This window comes from Flagellimonas lutimaris, assembly GCF_051494225.1.
GTDB classification, from domain to species: domain Bacteria; phylum Bacteroidota; class Bacteroidia; order Flavobacteriales; family Flavobacteriaceae; genus Flagellimonas; species Flagellimonas lutimaris_A.
Genome location: NZ_JBNPYE010000002.1, coordinates 132,052 through 150,401 on the forward strand (window position 1 = coordinate 132,052; position 18,350 = coordinate 150,401).

The 18,350-nt window shown below is 36.6% G+C and carries 19 protein-coding genes; 1 reads left to right on the forward strand and 18 read right to left on the reverse strand.

The features are described 5' to 3' along the window. Positions 1 to 5: 5 nt before the first annotated feature. The gene (locus ACQQ5U_RS05830) at positions 6 to 935 is read right to left on the reverse strand and encodes a DUF6427 family protein (protein ID WP_437396035.1); all 930 of its coding nucleotides are present in this window, start codon (positions 933 to 935) and stop codon (positions 6 to 8) included. A gap of 39 nt (positions 936 to 974) precedes the next feature. On the opposite strand from ACQQ5U_RS05830, the gene ACQQ5U_RS05835 reads away from it, so the two are divergent. Next, positions 975 to 1,196: a DUF6341 family protein gene (locus ACQQ5U_RS05835; RefSeq protein ID WP_437396037.1), complete on the forward strand. Its 222-nt coding sequence runs from the start codon at positions 975 to 977 to the stop codon at positions 1,194 to 1,196. On the opposite strand, the gene purD is transcribed toward ACQQ5U_RS05835, so the two are convergent. From purD to rfbD, 17 genes are all read right to left on the reverse strand, one after another. Further along, positions 1,191 to 2,462 (reverse strand): phosphoribosylamine--glycine ligase, encoded by a 1,272-nt coding sequence (gene purD, locus ACQQ5U_RS05840; RefSeq protein ID WP_437396039.1) that lies wholly within the window; start codon positions 2,460 to 2,462, stop codon positions 1,191 to 1,193. The two genes, ACQQ5U_RS05835 and purD, sit on opposite strands and share 6 nt — an antisense overlap. A gap of 42 nt (positions 2,463 to 2,504) precedes the next feature. After that, entirely contained in the window at positions 2,505 to 3,482 is a 978-nt protein-coding gene (locus ACQQ5U_RS05845) for a UDP-glucuronic acid decarboxylase family protein (protein WP_437396040.1), read from the reverse strand. 6 nt (positions 3,483 to 3,488) lie between these two features. Continuing rightward, positions 3,489 to 4,841 carry an undecaprenyl-phosphate glucose phosphotransferase gene (locus tag ACQQ5U_RS05850; RefSeq protein ID WP_437396042.1) on the reverse strand — a complete coding sequence of 451 codons (1,353 nt, stop codon included), beginning with the start codon at positions 4,839 to 4,841 and terminating at the stop codon, positions 3,489 to 3,491. Positions 4,842 to 4,846: 5 nt separating this feature from the next. Continuing rightward, the gene (locus ACQQ5U_RS05855) at positions 4,847 to 5,539 is read right to left on the reverse strand and encodes a WecB/TagA/CpsF family glycosyltransferase (protein ID WP_437396043.1); all 693 of its coding nucleotides are present in this window, start codon (positions 5,537 to 5,539) and stop codon (positions 4,847 to 4,849) included. 1 nt (position 5,540) lies between these two features. Continuing rightward, positions 5,541 to 6,683 carry an O-antigen ligase family protein gene (locus tag ACQQ5U_RS05860; protein WP_437396044.1) on the reverse strand — a complete coding sequence of 381 codons (1,143 nt, stop codon included), beginning with the start codon at positions 6,681 to 6,683 and terminating at the stop codon, positions 5,541 to 5,543. Positions 6,684 to 6,789: 106 nt separating this feature from the next. Continuing rightward, positions 6,790 to 7,389 (reverse strand): hypothetical protein, encoded by a 600-nt coding sequence (locus ACQQ5U_RS05865; protein ID WP_437396045.1) that lies wholly within the window; start codon positions 7,387 to 7,389, stop codon positions 6,790 to 6,792. 603 nt (positions 7,390 to 7,992) lie between these two features. Beyond that, complete coding sequence (locus ACQQ5U_RS05870) at positions 7,993 to 9,081, reverse strand: glycosyltransferase (RefSeq protein ID WP_437396047.1); 1,089 nt, start codon at positions 9,079 to 9,081, stop codon at positions 7,993 to 7,995. 35 nt (positions 9,082 to 9,116) lie between these two features. Continuing rightward, positions 9,117 to 10,334 (reverse strand): oligosaccharide flippase family protein, encoded by a 1,218-nt coding sequence (locus tag ACQQ5U_RS05875; RefSeq protein ID WP_437396049.1) that lies wholly within the window; start codon positions 10,332 to 10,334, stop codon positions 9,117 to 9,119. A 14-nt stretch (positions 10,335 to 10,348) separates the two neighbouring features. Beyond that, on the reverse strand, positions 10,349 to 11,434 hold the full coding sequence (locus ACQQ5U_RS05880) for a glycosyltransferase family 4 protein (protein ID WP_437396051.1): 1,086 nt from the start codon (positions 11,432 to 11,434) through the stop codon (positions 10,349 to 10,351). Beyond that, positions 11,431 to 12,567 (reverse strand): non-hydrolyzing UDP-N-acetylglucosamine 2-epimerase, encoded by a 1,137-nt coding sequence (wecB, locus tag ACQQ5U_RS05885; protein ID WP_437396052.1) that lies wholly within the window; start codon positions 12,565 to 12,567, stop codon positions 11,431 to 11,433. The genes ACQQ5U_RS05880 and wecB overlap by 4 nt, the downstream gene beginning before the upstream one ends. A 6-nt stretch (positions 12,568 to 12,573) precedes the next feature. Next, positions 12,574 to 13,431 carry a dTDP-4-dehydrorhamnose reductase family protein gene (locus tag ACQQ5U_RS05890; RefSeq protein WP_437396053.1) on the reverse strand — a complete coding sequence of 286 codons (858 nt, stop codon included), beginning with the start codon at positions 13,429 to 13,431 and terminating at the stop codon, positions 12,574 to 12,576. An 8-nt stretch (positions 13,432 to 13,439) separates the two neighbouring features. Next, positions 13,440 to 13,880, reverse strand: a complete 441-nt coding sequence (locus ACQQ5U_RS05895) for a dTDP-4-dehydrorhamnose 3,5-epimerase family protein (protein ID WP_437396054.1) — start codon at positions 13,878 to 13,880, stop codon at positions 13,440 to 13,442. After that, the gene (locus ACQQ5U_RS05900; protein ID WP_437396055.1) at positions 13,873 to 14,895 is read right to left on the reverse strand and encodes a polysaccharide biosynthesis protein; all 1,023 of its coding nucleotides are present in this window, start codon (positions 14,893 to 14,895) and stop codon (positions 13,873 to 13,875) included. The genes ACQQ5U_RS05895 and ACQQ5U_RS05900 overlap by 8 nt, the downstream gene beginning before the upstream one ends. A 126-nt stretch (positions 14,896 to 15,021) precedes the next feature. Further along, on the reverse strand, positions 15,022 to 15,558 hold the full coding sequence (gene rfbC, locus ACQQ5U_RS05905) for a dTDP-4-dehydrorhamnose 3,5-epimerase (RefSeq protein WP_437396056.1): 537 nt from the start codon (positions 15,556 to 15,558) through the stop codon (positions 15,022 to 15,024). Next, on the reverse strand, positions 15,555 to 16,424 hold the full coding sequence (rfbA, locus tag ACQQ5U_RS05910) for a glucose-1-phosphate thymidylyltransferase RfbA (RefSeq protein ID WP_437396057.1): 870 nt from the start codon (positions 16,422 to 16,424) through the stop codon (positions 15,555 to 15,557). The genes rfbC and rfbA overlap by 4 nt, the downstream gene beginning before the upstream one ends. Before the next feature lie 4 nt (positions 16,425 to 16,428). Continuing rightward, complete coding sequence (gene rfbB, locus ACQQ5U_RS05915; RefSeq protein ID WP_437396058.1) at positions 16,429 to 17,490, reverse strand: dTDP-glucose 4,6-dehydratase; 1,062 nt, start codon at positions 17,488 to 17,490, stop codon at positions 16,429 to 16,431. Between the two features lie 32 nt (positions 17,491 to 17,522). Beyond that, positions 17,523 to 18,302 carry a dTDP-4-dehydrorhamnose reductase gene (gene rfbD, locus ACQQ5U_RS05920; protein ID WP_437396059.1) on the reverse strand — a complete coding sequence of 260 codons (780 nt, stop codon included), beginning with the start codon at positions 18,300 to 18,302 and terminating at the stop codon, positions 17,523 to 17,525. Positions 18,303 to 18,350 lie beyond the last annotated feature (48 nt).

Here is an 18,350-nt window from a genome sequence, read left to right on the forward strand (position 1 = left end):
CCAATCTAGTTAAGATGGATGACAAAAAGGGAACAGGCCAATACCATAAAACCTATCAAAACCACTTCCTGAAGTTTCCGCCTTTTAATACCCTCGAAATAATTGGTAAAAAAAACGGATGCAGGGAAAAACGTGATCAATACAGGGGAAGCATCTGCTGGTGTAAATAGAATGATACCGGTACTCAATACAAAAATCAAGAAAACTATTCGTAACAAAAGTAATTTGCCCCCACTTACATTTCGCAATCGAACAAACACCAAAATAGAAACGATTATGGTCAAAATAAGATAAATCAAGGTCTTAATGTTCAACACTTGAAAGAATGATTTCGTCGTAAAAAGTCCCAAGGAGAATTGATAATGGTCTTCAAAAAAGTTTAAAGACCCCTTTAATTTGAGCACAGTGAAAGTGAGAACAAAAATCGTGGTCATGCCCAAGAAGGGAACCAACCAATTCTTGAATGTTTTCCGGTCATATACTCCGATTACAAAAAAAACCAGAAGCATAAACGCGATAGCCCAATCGTAGAACAAACTTGAAATGGCAATTAAAAGTGATGCATCAAAAATCTTGTGCTTCACATTTTTTATGGATTTGATGGACAATAGCCTCGAAAAAGCCAATAGCAAAAAAAAGTTGGCAAAAATCACGTTTTGAAGGACCAATTCATCTGAGAAAGCCACAATCAAGAACACAAAAAAGACCATGGCGTATGAGTTTGCTTCCGTTGCCTTTTCTGACCTAACAATTAAATTGATGATAAAAACGGACAACAACAGACCCGTAAACAGTAAGATTTCCAAGGGAATAGCCTCATTGATTCTTTGTTCTCCCATCTGGAAAAAAACATTGGTGAAGTAAAAAAGAAACAAAAAAATTGCTAGGACAATGTAATTTATGGGTTTTGTTTTTCCGAAAAAGCTTGAAATCATCCTATCTTTTGCTACTTTTGTAAAGTAAATATAGCCAACATGAGCAAGTTTTTTTACGGTATAGAAGACTTATTTGTAAACTACCTTTTCGCACCATTGGATTTTTTCCGCTTTATGCACAGCTGGTGGGGTTCCAATACGATTAACTGGATTTTCTTTGTTATTGGTTTAATCGCAGCGGTCTACTGGATGGGCCAGTTGAAAATTTTCAACGATAGCGGTGAGGAAGACAAGAGCATTAGCTCTCACTCTTACCTATAGATCAAACCCTAAATCTTTTCGGTAATACATGCCATCAAAATGGAGCTTTCCCATATTTTGATAGGATGTTTTCAGCGCTTCCTTAAAGTCTTTACCAAAGGAAGTAATTGCTATTACACGTCCTCCATTGGTCAATACTTTGTCATTGGACAACTTTGTTCCTGCATGGAAAACGATGGAATCTTGAATGTTTTCCGTTCCTGTAATCTCCTTGCCTTTTTCATAGGCTTCGGGGTAACCGCCAGATACTGCCATAACCGTGGTTGCTGCTCTTTCGTCAATTTGAAGGTCCACTTGGTCTAGAGTTCCATTGGCCATGGCCAAAAGCACCTCGACCAAATCACTTTTGAGTCTTGGTATGACTACTTCCGTCTCGGGATCTCCCATGCGAACATTGTACTCAATCACTTTGGGTTCCTCCCCAACTTTTATCAATCCGATAAAGATAAAGCCGACATAAGGCAAATTATCCTTTTTAAGGCCGTCTACGGTAGGTTTCACAATTTGACGCTCAATCTTATCCATGAAGGCGGCATCTGCAAAAGGAACCGGGGAAATGGCCCCCATACCCCCTGTATTAAGACCGGTATCGCCTTCACCTATTCTTTTGTAGTCTTTGGCCGTTGGTAAAATTTTATAGTTGGTGCCGTCATTAAGCACAAAACAGCTCAGTTCTATACCGTCCAAGAATTCTTCTATGACCACCGTTGCACTTGCATTTCCAAATTTGGAATCGACCAACATGGATTTGAGCTCATCCTTGGCCTCTTGTAAATCTTGAAGGATCAATACACCTTTCCCGGCCGCAAGTCCATCTGCTTTTAAAACATATGGAGGGTCAAGCGTTTCCAAAAAGGTATAACCTTCTTCCAATGTTTCACTTGTAAAACTTTGATAGGCTGCGGTTGGAATGTTGTGCCTCATCATAAACTCTTTGGCAAATTCTTTGCTTCCTTCCAGTTCTGCAGCTGCTTTTTCCGGCCCGATTACGGGAACGGATTTTAGGGCTGCATCATTCAAGAAAAAATCGTGCACTCCATTTACCAACGGATCTTCTGGTCCAACCACTACCAAATTGATGTTTTCTTTAAGCACCAATTGTTTAATGGCTTCAAAGTCATTTACTCCCACCTCAACGTTTGTGGCTATTTGAGCAGTTCCCGCATTACCGGGAGCTACAAATAATTTAGATGTTTTGGGACTTTGAGAGATTTTAAGGGAGATGGCATGCTCACGGCCGCCAGAACCCAAGACCAAGATGTTCATGATTCAACGTTTTGGCAAAAATACGTTTTGACGGGAACTTGTCTAGCCATTTGGTGAGAAATCTCTATGCGCTTCCCACAACTGATCGTGAGAAAGTGATTTAAAGTATTCAAATACCTTTTTGAGTCCTTCGGAACGATGCACTTTGGGTTCCCAATTCAAAATTTCCTTGGCACGGGAAATATCTGGCTGTCGTTGCATTGGGTCATCTTGTGGCAACGGCTTGAAAACTATTTTTTGGTCAGTTCCTGTTAACTTGATGATTTCTTCTGCAAATTCCAGAATGGTGGTTTCATCTGGGTTGCCGATATTGACAGGTTCCACATAATCGCTCATCAACAAACGATAGATTCCCTCGATTTGATCATCTATATAAGTAAAAGATCGCGATTGTGAACCATCTCCAAAAACGGTAAGGTCTTCTCCACGAAGTGCCTGACCCATAAATGCAGGGACCACACGGCCATCGTTTAGGCGCATACGAGAACCGTAAGTGTTGAATATCCGTACGATGCGGGTATCCAATCCGTGATGCCTATTGTAGGCCATGGTTATGGATTCCATAAAACGCTTGGCCTCATCGTAGACCCCTCGAGGACCAATAGGACTAACGTTACCAAAATAGTCTTCGCTTTGGGGATGCACTAAAGGGTCTCCATACACCTCAGAAGTGGAAGCCACTAGAATACGAGCTCCGTGATCTCTGGCCAATCCCAACAAGTTGAGTGTTCCTAAAGAACCCACCTTTAGTGTTTCTATCGGAATTTTTAAATAATCAATTGGACTTGCCGGTGAGGCAAAATGAAGGATATAGTCCATTTTACCGGGTACATGGACAAACTTGGTTACATCGTGATGGAAAAACTCAAACCGTTTTAGATGGAACAGGTGCTCTATGTTTTTAATGTCCCCTGTAATGAGGTTGTCCATGCCGATGACATGGTGACCTTCGGCAATGAACCGGTCACAGAGGTGTGATCCTAAAAAACCTGCTGCTCCGGTAATGAGTGTTTTTTTCATATGATTTTAATACGCTTTGGCCTCCCCTTTAAATGCATTTAGCACAGTTTGGAGTATAATTTTTAAATCGAGGAATAAAGACCAGTTCTCAATATAAAAAATATCGAACTTTATTCGGTTTTGAATATCTGCTTCCTGCTCAATTTCACCTCGATACCCACGCACTTGTGCCAAACCGGTAATTCCAGGTTTAACAAAATGCCTGACCATATACTTGTCCACACTAGTCGCATACTCGTTGGTGTGTTTTACCATGTGGGGACGGGGGCCTACAACGGACATGGTGCCAAAAAGTACGTTATAGAATTGAGGAAGCTCGTCGATGCTGGTTCTGCGTATAAACTTACCGATTTTTGTAATTCTCATGTCGTTTTTGGTGGCTTGAATATCATCTGCATTTTTATTGGGAGCCATAGATCGGAACTTATAACAATAGAACTCCCTATTGTCGATTCCATTTCTGGTTTGTCGAAAAAAAACGGGGCCCTTAGATTCAAGGGTAATTAATAAAGCCAAAATTGGTGTTAACCATGAGAGTAAACCAACAATAACAACTAAGGAAAATAGGACGTCAAAACTTCTTTTTATAAAAGCGTTTATCGGACTGTCCAACGGAATATCCCTCAAAGAAAGCACCGGTATGTAATCGTAGTACTCAAATTTTAATTTTTTGGAAAAAATATTTTTGTTATCCGGTATAAACTTGAGGGTTTTTAAGTTGTTGTCCGCAAAGCTTATGAACTTGGCAATCTCTTCATTTTTAAGTTCTGAAATTGAACAATAGATTTCATCAATATTGTTGCCAATAACATAATTAAAGCAAGTCTCTAGAACAAAACTCTCTGATTTTGGGGAAAACTGTTTAAGAAAATTATACCCGAACTCTCTTCTTTCTTGGAAAACCTTTCTGAGCTGATCGGTTTTCTTATTTTTTCCAATAATCACCACATTTCTCAAGTTTCCTTTTACCTTTTCCCGGTATTCCATCAACAAGAAATAGCTCAAAAGCTTTATGGTTGATATTATGGCAAAAACAAGTACAAAATATTCGCCAAGGGCAAGCCTACTTATTATTGGTTGTTTGAAGAAGCCAATAAAGGCATAAAGTGTCAAGAAAAAAAAGACAAACTGTACAAATATCAACCTTATAATATAAGTGACCTTTGAAAACCTGTAAATGGTGTAAAATTCATTTTTTATTGAGATGACAACCCATGCCAATGAAATATAAAAATGGATCAAAATCGGCGTTTGGAAATTTATAGGCAAAATATAAAGGAACATATTTAAGACACCTAAATCGAGCATGTAAGAAATAGGTGTTATTAAATTAGAATACCTGTGATGTTTAAAAAACATATGGACTAATGATTGAACTTATATCTAATTGCATCAAAAGTAAACAAACAAACAGAAAGCGGATAATAGAAAGAATACCTCTTGAATAGCTTTGGCTCATCAAAAATTCGATAAAGCCATCTAAGGTTATATTCATTGTAAAATTTAGGATAATAATTCATCCCTTTTGCTGTCTGATGAATAAATCCTCCACAGGTATATCCAACACCTTTCCATCCCATGTTTTTTAGCTCACATAGAAAATTCTCTTGGTTGGGTGTGCCCATCCCCACAACCACCTTGTCTGGTTTAAGTTCAAGAATAGACGACAGCACTTTTTGCCGCTCCTCCTTATTCTTGAAGTACCCATTCCTATATCCACTTATTTTAAGTTCGGGGAAATTTGCACGGACAACGGCCAAAAAACCAGTAAGGTTCTCCTCGGTTGACCCAATAAAATATATATTTTTCTTCTTTTCAACAGACGAACCAAAAACCGAGGGAGCCATTGAAGTCATGTCAAAGCTGGCTCTTTTTGTTCTTATCCCCCACATTCTTAACAAAAGAACCAACAAAATTCCATCTATATAAATTTTGTCAAACGACTTAAAAGCTTCCTTTTGGGTTCTAAAAAACAGATAACTATATGGATTTAAGAACGTAGCTATACCATTTTCATCAAGGTCATCAGAGTATATCTTTTCTTTTAATAAATACATCTCAAATATGTTGTTTAGAATTAGCAATTTTATGACTAAAAAATATTAGAACAAGAAAAAAAGAAAAGAAAATTTGCCCGTGGTGTCTTTGAAGTATGGACTCAACAAAAAAAGTATTCAGTAAAATTGTTCCAAAGGCAAGGCTCATAAAATTACCGTAGTACAAAAAATGGAATATGAACAGTAAAAACAGGACCAGAAATGTAATGCCTCCACCTATTAAAAATTGGAAATATTGATTATGCGCATTGTATTTGTTCTTATACTCCCAAGATGCCGGCAATCTGTGCTTCTGCATTGAAGTAAACTCATTTCCAATCCCATACCCGAAGAGAGGTCTTTTCAATACAATTTCCTTGTTGACATTATAGTTCCTTATCCTTGACCCGTCACCATCTATTTGTTGAAAAACATCTTGAAAACCATTGTGCATAAGAACAAAAAGAAATACAAGTGGTAAAATCAAAAACATAGTTATTATTGGTTTATAAAACCTTTCATAATAATGATAGACCAAATGAAAAATATTAATTAAAATAAACAGCAAAAGGCCACTCAAAGCCCCTGTGAAATATATAAGAGTAAAAACAGCAATGTTGAAGGCGATGAACAGCTTTAATTGGATTTTTCTTTCCGTTAAAAACTTAATTAGTATAAGCTGTGCCATGTTTAGGTACATCCCATAGTATATTTTTTGGATATCAATCACTGTATTTTCCTCCCAAGCGTTAAACAGTTGCTCCGGCCTAATACCAATATTATAGAAAAACACCAATAAGTTTATAGCTCCTACTGTTAGTACACCCATCAAAAATGATTTCAAAATGAGATTGATATTTATCTTGATTCTATTATTTATATGGTCAATAATAAAATAAAACACCAAGCACAATCCGACTACCACAAAAGTATCTGAAGAAAATGTCCCCTCTAAGAATGTGCAATTTACGATTGAATAAAATATCAGTATGGCCATTATTTTTAAATCTCCGTTCCATTTAAAATTAAATTTATTTATGTCGCTGTTCGCAAATGTCACCAAAACCAAAAAAATAAGAGCCTTGCTACTCCAATCGGGGTCAAAGGTCATTAAAAAAGCAAAAAGCGATAAAGTTAAATTGATAGGTAAAGGTTTCATTGCCATAATATGTTTATGATCTTTATGTACTTTGGTGCTGGCTATTTATTATTTGATTTTGTTTTTTCAATTGCCCTTAATAATCCTAATTAAGAAAAGCTATTGTACAATGTTAAATAGTCATATGTTTATTTTTTTCCTTTATTTTACGGTCCATAATTAAGAAAAATGAAAGTCCTGCGATGAAGTATACACTATTAAAGGAAGACACGGATAACCCGTTAATTAATGCTATTCCTATTACGGCGAAAGAATTTTTACGACTAAATCCAGATAGGGCTATCAACTTGTGAACAAACAACAACATAAACAGGAATATGAGTATTCCATGGTCATAAATGACCCTCAGAATATAGGAGTGAAAAATCACAGAGTAACATGAACCATCATTTTCATAGCTAAATAGTTCTTTATAGAAAGACAATTTTTTGCACGACTCCAAACTCAATGCGGTAATTCTTTCTGCACCAAACAGAAAATCCATAACCGTCCAATCCTTCGTTTCCTCCAAAAAAACCATCAGAAATTTGAACCGGTCAATTTTTTCTATATCAAACTTTCCGCCCATTCTGCTCTTAAATATCAAAAAAACCAATATTACCAATGCTATGGCAGAGGGAATAATAATATAGATTCGAGATACTAATATTTTGATGTTTACCAAAAAAAGGATAAAAAGCAAAATCAGCAGTCCTGATTTGGATCCTGACAATAAAAAAACTATTGAGATGAGGACTTGATACATACTTTCAACCTTGCCATAGATGACATAGTATAGGTAAAAAAGCAAGGATAAAAACATTAGTTCATAGTTGTTCTCATTAAATAGAATAGGTCGGTAATTATTGAAAATCAATATGCTTATAACATATTTAATTAAGAAAGCGTATAACAATACTTTGAACACTTTTCTAAATGACTTTATGTCCAGTATTTTCTTACCTAAAATTAGTGAAAGAAAAAGAAAGTATATAAAGATTTTATAGACCATTATAAAATCGAAAACATTTTCCTTTTTTAGGACAACGGAATAAATGGCACTAAAAATTAGATAGAAGAGGGCAAGAAGGAGAAGTTGAAGTATTTCTTTATTTATAGAGGGTTTTTGTAAAGAAATAACAAATAAATAAAATACAAAAAACTCAAAATAGACATTGAACGTTACATAGGAATAGGTAAGCAGGGCAATAAAAATTGTTGCATACAAAGACCACAATAAGATTTTCTTTCCCATTAATGCATATTGTTGCTACTAGACCGTCGAGATGAGGAATTTCTTGCCGATTTCCTGACCTGAATAAGATGGCGATTTGTGTTAAAATTCAAGTATTTCGTTGAATTTGTCAATATTGTATTCTATTGAGAATCTCTCTCTGGCATCATCCTTTATTCTGTTCCTGTCAACTCCACTATTTAGAAGATTTTCCAGCTTTTCACTAAAATCACTCAATTTAAAGGAAAAAATATCCCCATTCAACCCTGGTCTTATGATTTGGTTTAAATCTTCCAAACAATTGTTTGCCATCACCGGTGTGCCACATGATAGGGCTTCGAGAACCGCGTTAGGGTACCCCTCATACCTAGAGCTCAAAATAAAAACATCTGCCTTTGCCATAAATTTGTAAGGATTGGCAACAAACCCTACAAATTCTACCTTGTCTTCCAGGCCTAATTCAATTGCCATTTGCCACAAATCTTCCCGGTCTGGCCCGTTCCCTAAAAGCAAAAGCCTAAAGTTACCGTTCTTTAACTTTGATAATTCATTGAACAACAGGTCGTATCCTTTTTGATGATTTAAGCGGCCCACCGAAATAAAATTGTGCGCCGTTCCCTCTAACTCATCTGCCAATTCCTCTCTGCACTGATTTTGAATATAGTTGAAGTCTACAGGATTATTGATTTTAAAAAGCTTATTTCGCGGGATATTATAATTCTCGTTCAAATCTAAATACATTTCATCCGATTGAACTATAATCCTATCAAAATTCTTGTAACTACATTTATACAGCCATTTTATGATTGTTCTTTTTTCATGTTTTGTAGGTATGTTGGTCTCTCTGGCAACAAATCTTATGCCTTTGGGGAACAAAAATATAAACCTTGAAACCAAAACATTATAGGCTCCAAAGCCAAAAAACAAAACATCAGGCTTTTCTTTATAGGTGAATCTTATCAATTTAAAGACCCAGTTTATCAAAGAATAATGCCTGTTCTTTTTGATTTCAAAAAAGTGAAGTTTTACATCCTCCTTGAGTGTTTTTATATAATCATCAGACCTGTTCCCAAACAAAATAATCAAATGTAAACTGAAGCGACCACGGTCTAAGTTATTAAGAAGTATGGAAGCCACTCTTTCGGCTCCCCCACTACCCAGTGTTGGCATTATAAAATATACCTTCTTCATAGATTTTTAGGTTCCATACAAAAAAATTATGCGTATTAACACCGGTCTTGGTATTTAATAGATCTTGCATAAAAAAAATATACCAGGGCAAAGTACGAGGTTGAACTGACCACCTTGGCTATACTGGCTCCAATTGCACCAAAAGACGGTATTAAAGCCATAGAAGCAATAAGTGTTATTATTCCGACACCCATGGTAGAGATTCTCATATTTTTACCTTGTCCTTTTGCATATAAAAACTTTATGAACAAATCTCCAAAACCATGCATTAAAAAACCAAAAGCTGTAATATACGCCAATGGGATTACGGGTTCATATTGCTCTGTATAGAAAAAATATACAAAAGGCTCAAGAATCAATAAAAAACCTACCAATGCTCCAATGGAAAGTGCAGTAGCAGACTTAACCACCTTTGCAGGTATTTTATTTAAGACCACAAAATCCTTCATCATCGTGGAGCCGATTATTGTTGGCATTACTCCTATTGGTGCTGAAATCGTTAAACTTAGCACAAAGAATCCAAAATCTGTGTTATTGTTAAAATGACTAACCAACAAAGAACTCAAGTGACCACTCGCCACGCCGAACAATGCCCCTATAAAAATTGGAAATCCAACGTCTCTGTTATGGTGTAAAAGCTGTTTTGTGGTTTCGAGGTCAAACTTGAATTTTATTTTAAAAGTTATGTACACTGTAATCACAGCAATTGAGCCATAAAAAAGAATCAAGACATACATAAGGCTGAAACTATTGTACATCAAAAAAATTAAAGATAGGATAAACAATATTTTGGGTCCAATCTTTAAAACGGATAGCCAATATATTTTGTTTAACCCTTGGAGTAAATTTTCAAGATTATGATTAAGGACGATGGCTGGCGCAAAGAGTATCAAGGGTAGTATATACTCTCTGAGGTTTCCCTCATAAAAAAAGAAGACGTAACCTAGTAAAATTAACGCCAGTACAATCGAAGAGAACAAAACCAAAATCAAACTGGAGCCAATGATTTTTTTTTGAACAAAGTCTGATTTTTCGTTTGCCACCAAATAGGTCCCCGTATTAAAAAAACCCATTGTACTGAACAACAAAGTAAAAGAAAATAGAACCTCTATAAATTTATAGTCCCCATATACATCTTTTCCCAAGTACCTTGTGTTCAAAACGCTTATGACAAAACCAAGAAACATAGCCCCAATAGACGCAATATAAAGCGCAGAGGCTTGTTTGAATTTCTTATTTTGGAAGATTCTCATTTTATCAAATTAGACTAAGCATATTCTAAAAAGCGAATCAATTTTTTTACCTGGTTCTTTGACTCGAAGCTTTTGCTAAGTTCCCTTCCTTTTTCGCCAACCTTTTGTGCAGTGGTATAGTTTTCTATAACAAACATCAACCTTTCGGCAAACCTTTCTGGGGCATCGGGCTCCACCAGAAACCCGTTCACATTGTCAATTATATAATCTGCAATTTCTCCGACCCTGGTTACTACGATAGGCCTGCCAGTTGATAAATATTCTCCCACTTTGGAGGGAAATCCGCCTTGGGCCTGTTTATTATTTGGTCTGGCCAATACCAAAACTGAAGATTCGTTCAGGTATTTAATCACTTCAATATGCGGAACTTTGCCGGTCAATGTAATGGCTTCTTTTAGACTTAATGAAGTAATTAAGTCATCCATTTCTTTGAATGTACTTTTATCTGCATTCCCTACCAATTTCAACTTCCATTTAGGATATTTCTTATGCACAATAGAAAAGGCTTCGATTAGGTCCAGTACCCCGTCTTTATTGTGCCCCATAAAACCACAATAGGTGATGACGTTCGCTCTCTCCACTTTCGGGTATTTGAAAATCGAAGAGTCCAATATCAGTGGCATAATAAAAACTTTTTCTATACCTGTTTTACTAGTATAAAATTCTTTTAGTGCCTTTGAACAGGTGACCAGATATTTTCCTGACTTCATGCTAAATATTGAAAAAAGGTACCTAAATAAAAAATATAAGGATTTTTTGTGGGCCAAATATCTAGGAAACTCGTTGTTTTCAAAAGCAATTTCAATCCCTTTGAGTTTTAAAATAAAAGGAATCCAAAACAACTCAAAACTTCCATAAAAATAGGCTAAGTCTCCTTTTTTCAATCGTAACAAAAGTGGAAAGATTGCGACTATTTTATATAGTATGGATATTGGCAGTGTTATGGCTTTGGGTATTTTGTGGTTATGATAAGCCACAACGATCACATTGACCTTCTGCTGTACCTTTTCTTCTTCCAAACCTTTAACCCATGATGCTATTCTTATTCCAGAACCACCAATATCAGGGTATTTATACTCTGTGATAATGTGTATACTCATTCCTTAGACCAAACAACCCTATTGACATAATCTATATAGGAAATAATTATTCTGACCACCTTTTCGCTAACGTTTGGCATTGAATAATCATAGACCTCCCTAAAATTTCTTACTGGGTTTCTTTTTTGTACTTCCAATGCTGTTATCCCCTGCAAAATCCTCTCTGGATTAAGGCCTACCATCATAACGGACGCTTCTTCCATAGCTTCTAACCGTTCATGGGTTTCTCTAATGTTCAATGCTCTAAAATTCAATATTGCGCTTTCCTCAGAAATTGTTCCAGAATCTGATAAAACAACGTATGAATTTAGTTGAAGAGCATTGTAGTCAAAAAATCCCAATGGTTTCAAAAAGGTGATATTACCGTTCATTTTTAGCTCGGTGCTTGTCAACATATTGCGTGTTCTTGGGTGTGTTGAGACCACAACGGGAAAATCGTATTCTTCAGCAATTCTATTCAACGTCTCAAGTAAGTTACTGAAATTTTTAGGGTTATTGATGTTTTCTTCCCTATGGGAAGATACCACAAAAAAATTTTGCTTCTCTAGATTAAGTCTTTCAAGAATATCGGATGTTTCAATATTTCCCTTAAACTTGTTCAACACCTCATAAATTGGGCTTCCCGTTTTAATAATCCTGTCTGATGGCAGCCCTTCCCTAAGTAAACACTCCCTGGCCAAAGAGCTATAGGTAAGGTTTATGTCGGATATGTGGTCTACAATCTTTCTATTCGTCTCTTCAGGGACTCTTTGGTCGAAGCATCTGTTACCCGCCTCCATATGAAAGATGGGTATCTTTCTTTTTTTTGCAGGTATTGCACACAAAGAGGAGTTAGTGTCCCCTAAAACCAAAAATGCCTCCGGTGCTTCCTTTTCTAAAATCGGATCTATACTGATTAATATTTTGCCAATCGTTTCTGTAGCATTCTTGCCAGAGGCTTCTAAAAAATAATCTGGTTTTCTAATTCCCAAGTCATTGAAGAATATTTCATTGAGCTCATAATCATAGTTTTGACCAGTATGAATAATCACCTGTTCAATGGCCGCATTATTGTCCAATGCCTGGATTACGCAAGCCAATCTTATAATTTCTGGCCTAGTCCCAATTACTACTATTACTTTTATTTTTTTCATAAACTCTTAATAAGAATAAAACGACTTATTGACTTCCATAAATTCCTTCATTTCAGATAGCATTTCCAAATACGAATTTCTAACAGTCAATGATGTGTTTTCGGTGTTCTTGAAGCTCTTGTCCTTTTTATCTCCACTATACTTTTCTATCTCAATATCGCCACGGTTCCATATTTGTTTAAAAAGGCACAACAACTCATATTTGGAAACCTTCTTATTGTTGGTAAGGTGAAAAATTCCTTTAAGGTCCTTTTCTGAAATAATGACATCAATCGCTTTCGCCAACTCAAGTGTCGTAACACCGCTCCAATAGACATTACTAAAGCCTTTGATTTTGCCTGACTGGTTCATAAACCAATGAAAAAGACCTTCCCCTTTTGATTTTATTTCGGGTCCGATTATAGACGTTCTTATAGTAAGGTCTTTTTCATTGTTTACTTCCCCCAAAGCTTTAGACCTTGCATAGACATCATCTCCGTCCCTAAAAGAGGACTCTGTGTAATCTCCATTTTTTCCTGAAAAAACACAGTCTGTACTTATGTGGATAATTTTTGTTTTTGAGTTTTTTGTAATATCAACCAAATAATTGGGAAAATAGCTGTTGACCAATATTGCGTTTGATGTTGAGTCCATTGATCCGCTTATAAGAATACCAACGGCATTGATTATATAGTCCGGCTCAATTTTTTTGACCAACCTGCTTACATCATCAAAATTGGTGACATTTAACAACATAGTGGCCTCATCATACTTGTCCCGAAACGATGTTGCTGTTATTTCATACTTCTCTTTCCCAGATAAGTAATTGTAAATTACATGACCCGCCATACCGGAGACACCAAAAATCAGTATCTTTTTTTTCATTTGTCTAATTAAATTTCCCATTCGTCCCATTTGTCCATTGGGAACCTTAAATCGTCATCCTTAAGCTCATTTAACCTATAATCCGAAAAGATGAGCAGTTTTGAATTGTCCTCCAACGAAACGAATCCATTTGCGTAACCTGGGGGGATGTAAAGGGTCTTAGAGTTGTCCTCGCTCAATTCATAACAAAGGGCTCTTAATTTATTTGAAGGGTTGTGCCAATCATCAATTTTAATAAGCTTTACCAAAAAGCTCCCTGTAAGACAAAAAAACCATTTAGCCTCTATTTTATGTGCCTGCCAAGCCCTTACAACACCCCTTTTTGAATGGGTAATTATGTAATTCCTTTTAATTCCGCTTAAATCAAAACCATTTACAAAATCTATCTTACCTCTTTGATCCTTATGTGTTCCTCCAATAATTTCATATGGTTCATCACTATTATCCATAGTATTGCTGATCCTTTTTTATAAAATCTAATTTAAGTAGCATTTTTTTCATGCCTTCCAAATCTAATCTTTCAGTATTGTGGGAATTATAATCCTCAATATTGTCAGTGCTAATTTCCCCTTTTGAAAAGTAATTTTGGTAATTTAAGTTTCTATTATCAGCTGGTATACGGTAATATCCACCAAGGTCTTCTGCTCTTATAACTTCTTCCCTTGTCAACAAAGACTCATAAAGCTTTTCACCATGCCTTGTTCCAATAATGTTTATATCTAAATGAGAATTATACAGCTCCTTTAAAGATTTTGCCAAAGTATCAATTGTAGCCGCTGGAGCTTTTTGTACGAACAAATCACCTGGTTGGGCATTTTCAAAAGCAAACAAAACTAAATTAACCGCATCTTTAAGAGTCATCATAAACCTAGTCATTTCAGGGTTTGTCAAGGTCAAGTTCTCATTGTTTTTTATTTGATTGACAAAAAGTGGAATAACAGAGCCTCTGGATGCCATAACATTTCCATATCTAGTACCACAAATTACAGTATTATTAGATTTTCTTGATTTTGCCGTGAAAACCTTTTCCATCATGGCCTTGGAAATCCCCATTGCATTTATAGGATAAACTGCTTTATCCGTACTAAGAACTACAACATTCTTCACGTTATGAGCTATAGCGGCATCCAATACATTCTCGGTTCCCAAAACATTTGTCTTTACGGCTTCTATAGGGAAAAACTCACAAGAAGGAACCTGCTTAAGCGCAGCCGCATGAAAAATATAATCCACGCCAACCACCGCATTTTCAACAGATCTATAGTCGCGAACATCCCCAATGTAAAACTTAACTTTTTGATTTCCAATGTGTCGTCTTAAATCATCTTGTTTCTTTTCATCTCTTGAAAAAATCCGAATTTCCTCAAAATCCGAATCGACAAAAGTCTCTAAAACAGCTGATCCGAAGGAACCTGTACCTCCCGTAATTAATAGTTTCTTATTTGCAAATAAATTTTTGGTCATTTTTAAAATACCTTTCTCTTTTGTTAAACTAAACTGAATTAGTAAAAATAAAAGCTAATTTCTTTGATGTCAAAGAATCGCTATCATAATGTTATTAAAAAAACGAAGTGATAAAATTTACCTTACCTACATGAAAAAAGAAAACATAGCATCCCTACTTGATATATTAATCGAGTCATTCTTCGTTACCCATTTAATATTTAATGACACATCATCAAATCGAATTCCCCCCTCAGCCTCTTTATTATAATAATTGTCGCACTTATAAAACACATTTGCGGATTCACTCAACGTCAAAAATCCGTGGGCAAATCCTCTTGGCACAAACAATTGCTTTTTATTATTACTACTTAACTCAATTGATAAATGCTCTCCAAAAGTAGGGGATTTTTTACGCAAATCTACTACAACATCCTGAATTCTTCCCTTTAACACCGAAACCAACTTTGCCTGGGCATATTCTCCTTTCTGAAAATGCAGTCCCCGCAGGACTCCTTTTTTGGAAAAGGACTGATTATCCTGCACAAAGTTTACTTCTTGTCCAATCGCTTTACAAAAATCCTTGTGATTGTAGCTCTCAAAAAAGTAGCCTCGTTCGTCCTCAAAAATCTCGGGTTCCAAAATAAAACACCCCTTTAGTTTCGTCTCTATCGCTTTTATCATGCTTCTTTGTTCAATATGGCCAACAATCTTTCTCCATAACCGCTCTTCATCAGGGGATCCGCCAAATCTTTCAGTTGCTTTTCAGTAATATATCCCATTTCGTAGGCGGAGACCTCGATTGATCCCGTAATCAGGCCCTGCCGCTCTTCAATGACCTCCACAAATTGTGATGCTTGCATCAAAGCTTGAAATGTTCCGGTGTCCAACCAGGCAGTACCCCTATCCAGTACGCTTACGTTAAGCTTTCCTCTTTTTAAGTATTCTTTGTTCACATCGGTAATTTCCAATTCGCCTCGTGCGCTTGGCTTGATGTTTTTAGCTATTGATATGACTTCATTGTCATAAAAATAAATGCCTGGAACTACGTAATTGGATTTCGGTTTCTTGGGCTTTTCCTCTATGCTGATGGCTTTCCCTTTCTCATCAAACTCTACCACACCATATCTTTGTGGGTCATTTACCCGATAGGCATAAATAATTCCTCCATCGGGATCATTGTTTGCTTGCAACAGTTTGGACAGGCCTGCCCCGTAAAAAATGTTGTCCCCCAAAATGAGAGCCACCTTGTCCTTCCCAATAAAGTCTTCTCCAATAATGAATGCTTCTGCCAAACCATTAGGCGATTCTTGCACTGCATAGGAAAAAGAGCAACCGTATTGTTGTCCGTTACCCATAAATTCCTGAAACAACGGTAAATCCTTTGGGGTGGAAATAATCAATATTTCCTGGATTCCTGTATACATCAAAGTAGAAAGGGGATAGTAAATCATCGGCTTGTCATAAATGGGCATCAACTGCTTGCTTACCGAAAGGGTAAGTGGGTGCAGCCTGCTACCGGTTCCTCCTGCCAAAATGATTCCTTTCATTGTTTTACGCTTGATATTGCTTTTTATAATATTCCAAATAATCCCCTGAGGTAACATGGTCCAACCATTCTTGGTTTTCAAAATACCAATCTATGGTCTTTTCTAGACCTTCCTCAAAAGTAACTGAAGGTTTCCAATCCAACTCCCTGTTGATTTTGTTCGCATCAATGGCATACCTTAAATCGTGTCCTGGACGATCTTTTACAAAGGTTATCCGTTTTTCTGAAACTCCTTGCTGTCTTTCAAGTTTTTTGTCCATCAACCTGCACAACATTTTGGTCAAATCGATGTTTTTCCATTCATTAAATCCCCCGACATTATAGGTTTCCCCCTTTTTCCCTTTATGGAATATAAGGTCAATGGCCTCTGCATGGTCTTTCACAAACAACCAATCTCGGGTATAGTTTCCATCGCCATAAACGGGTAACTCCTTATTTTGAATGATATTGTTGATGAAGAGGGGAATCAATTTCTCTGGAAACTGATTAGGACCATAATTATTGGAACAATTGGAAACTACATAGGGCAGACCATAAGTTTCTCCATATGCTCTCACAAAATGATCTGAACTGGCTTTTGATGCGGAATAAGGGGAGTTTGGGTCATAAGCCGTTTTTTCCGTGAAAAATCCATCTTTGCCCAAACTGCCAAAAACCTCATCAGTGCTGATATGGTAAAACAAGAAGTTTGGGTTATCCTTGGCAACTTTCAATGAGGCATTCAACAAATTGACGGTGCCCAAAACATTTGTCCGAACAAAGGATATAGGGTCTGTAATCGATCTATCCACATGAGATTCCGCAGCCAAATGAATCACACCATCAAAAGCATGTTGGGAAAAAAGATTATTTAAGAATTCTAAATCGACAATGTCTCCTTTAACAAAAGAATAGTTAGGGGCATGCTCAATGTCTTTGAGGTTTTCCAGATTGCCAGCATAGGTCAAGGCATCGAGATTGAAAATCTTATAGTTCTTGTACTTGGTTACAAACCGCCGAACCACGTGGGAGCCAATAAAACCGGCCCCTCCTGTAATTAAAATGCTTTTTCGGGTATTCTTTTCCATATAAGCTCCCTTAAAATCTTCGTGTCCCGTGATTATTTGGCAAGAACACTGTTTTTTGGCCTCTTTGCGAAAGTACGATAATTCGAATCCAAAACAAGTTTGACCTTGTCCGTCAGCCCATTCTCTTCCAGTATCTGTTTGGCAAAATCATACCATGTCATTGGTTTCCCATCGGTAAAATGATAAATACCAAAAGGTTTGTTGCCCAATACTATGGCATTCAAAATAAACTTTACCAACGACTCTGTGTTCGTAGGGCAACCTTTTTGGGCATCTGTAACAAACAAACTCTCCCCAGCACGTGCCTTGCTTAAAATTGTACGGTAAAAATTATGTCCATATTTTTTACTGTACAACCAAGATGTACGAAGGATGAAATGGTTGGGTAATATTTGCTGAATAAATCGCTCTCCCTTCAATTTGGACTTTCCATAAGCATTTATCGGATGGGGTTTATCATCAACGGTGTAGGCACCCTTCTTTTTCCCGTCAAAAACATAGTCCGTTGAAATATGAATTAAGGTCGTCTGGTGTTCCTTACAGACCTCAGCAAGGTTTTTTACCCCCTCTGCATTGACCGCAAAAGCTTTTTCGGGGTGTTTCTCCGCAGCCTCAACGTTGGTATAACCTGCACAGTTGATACAGAAATGATACTCCTTTTTTTGAAATGCATTCTCTAGTTGGGAAGGCACGGTAATATCCAGTTCTTTGGATGTTTTGAAATCAAAAGAAATTGCTGGAAAATCATAGGCCTGTTCTTTAAATGTTAGGCCTAATTGGCCACCCGCACCAGTTACCAAGATTCGTTTCATTATATTCTTTTTTGTCAATCACCAAAGAAGTGCTGACACTCTATATTT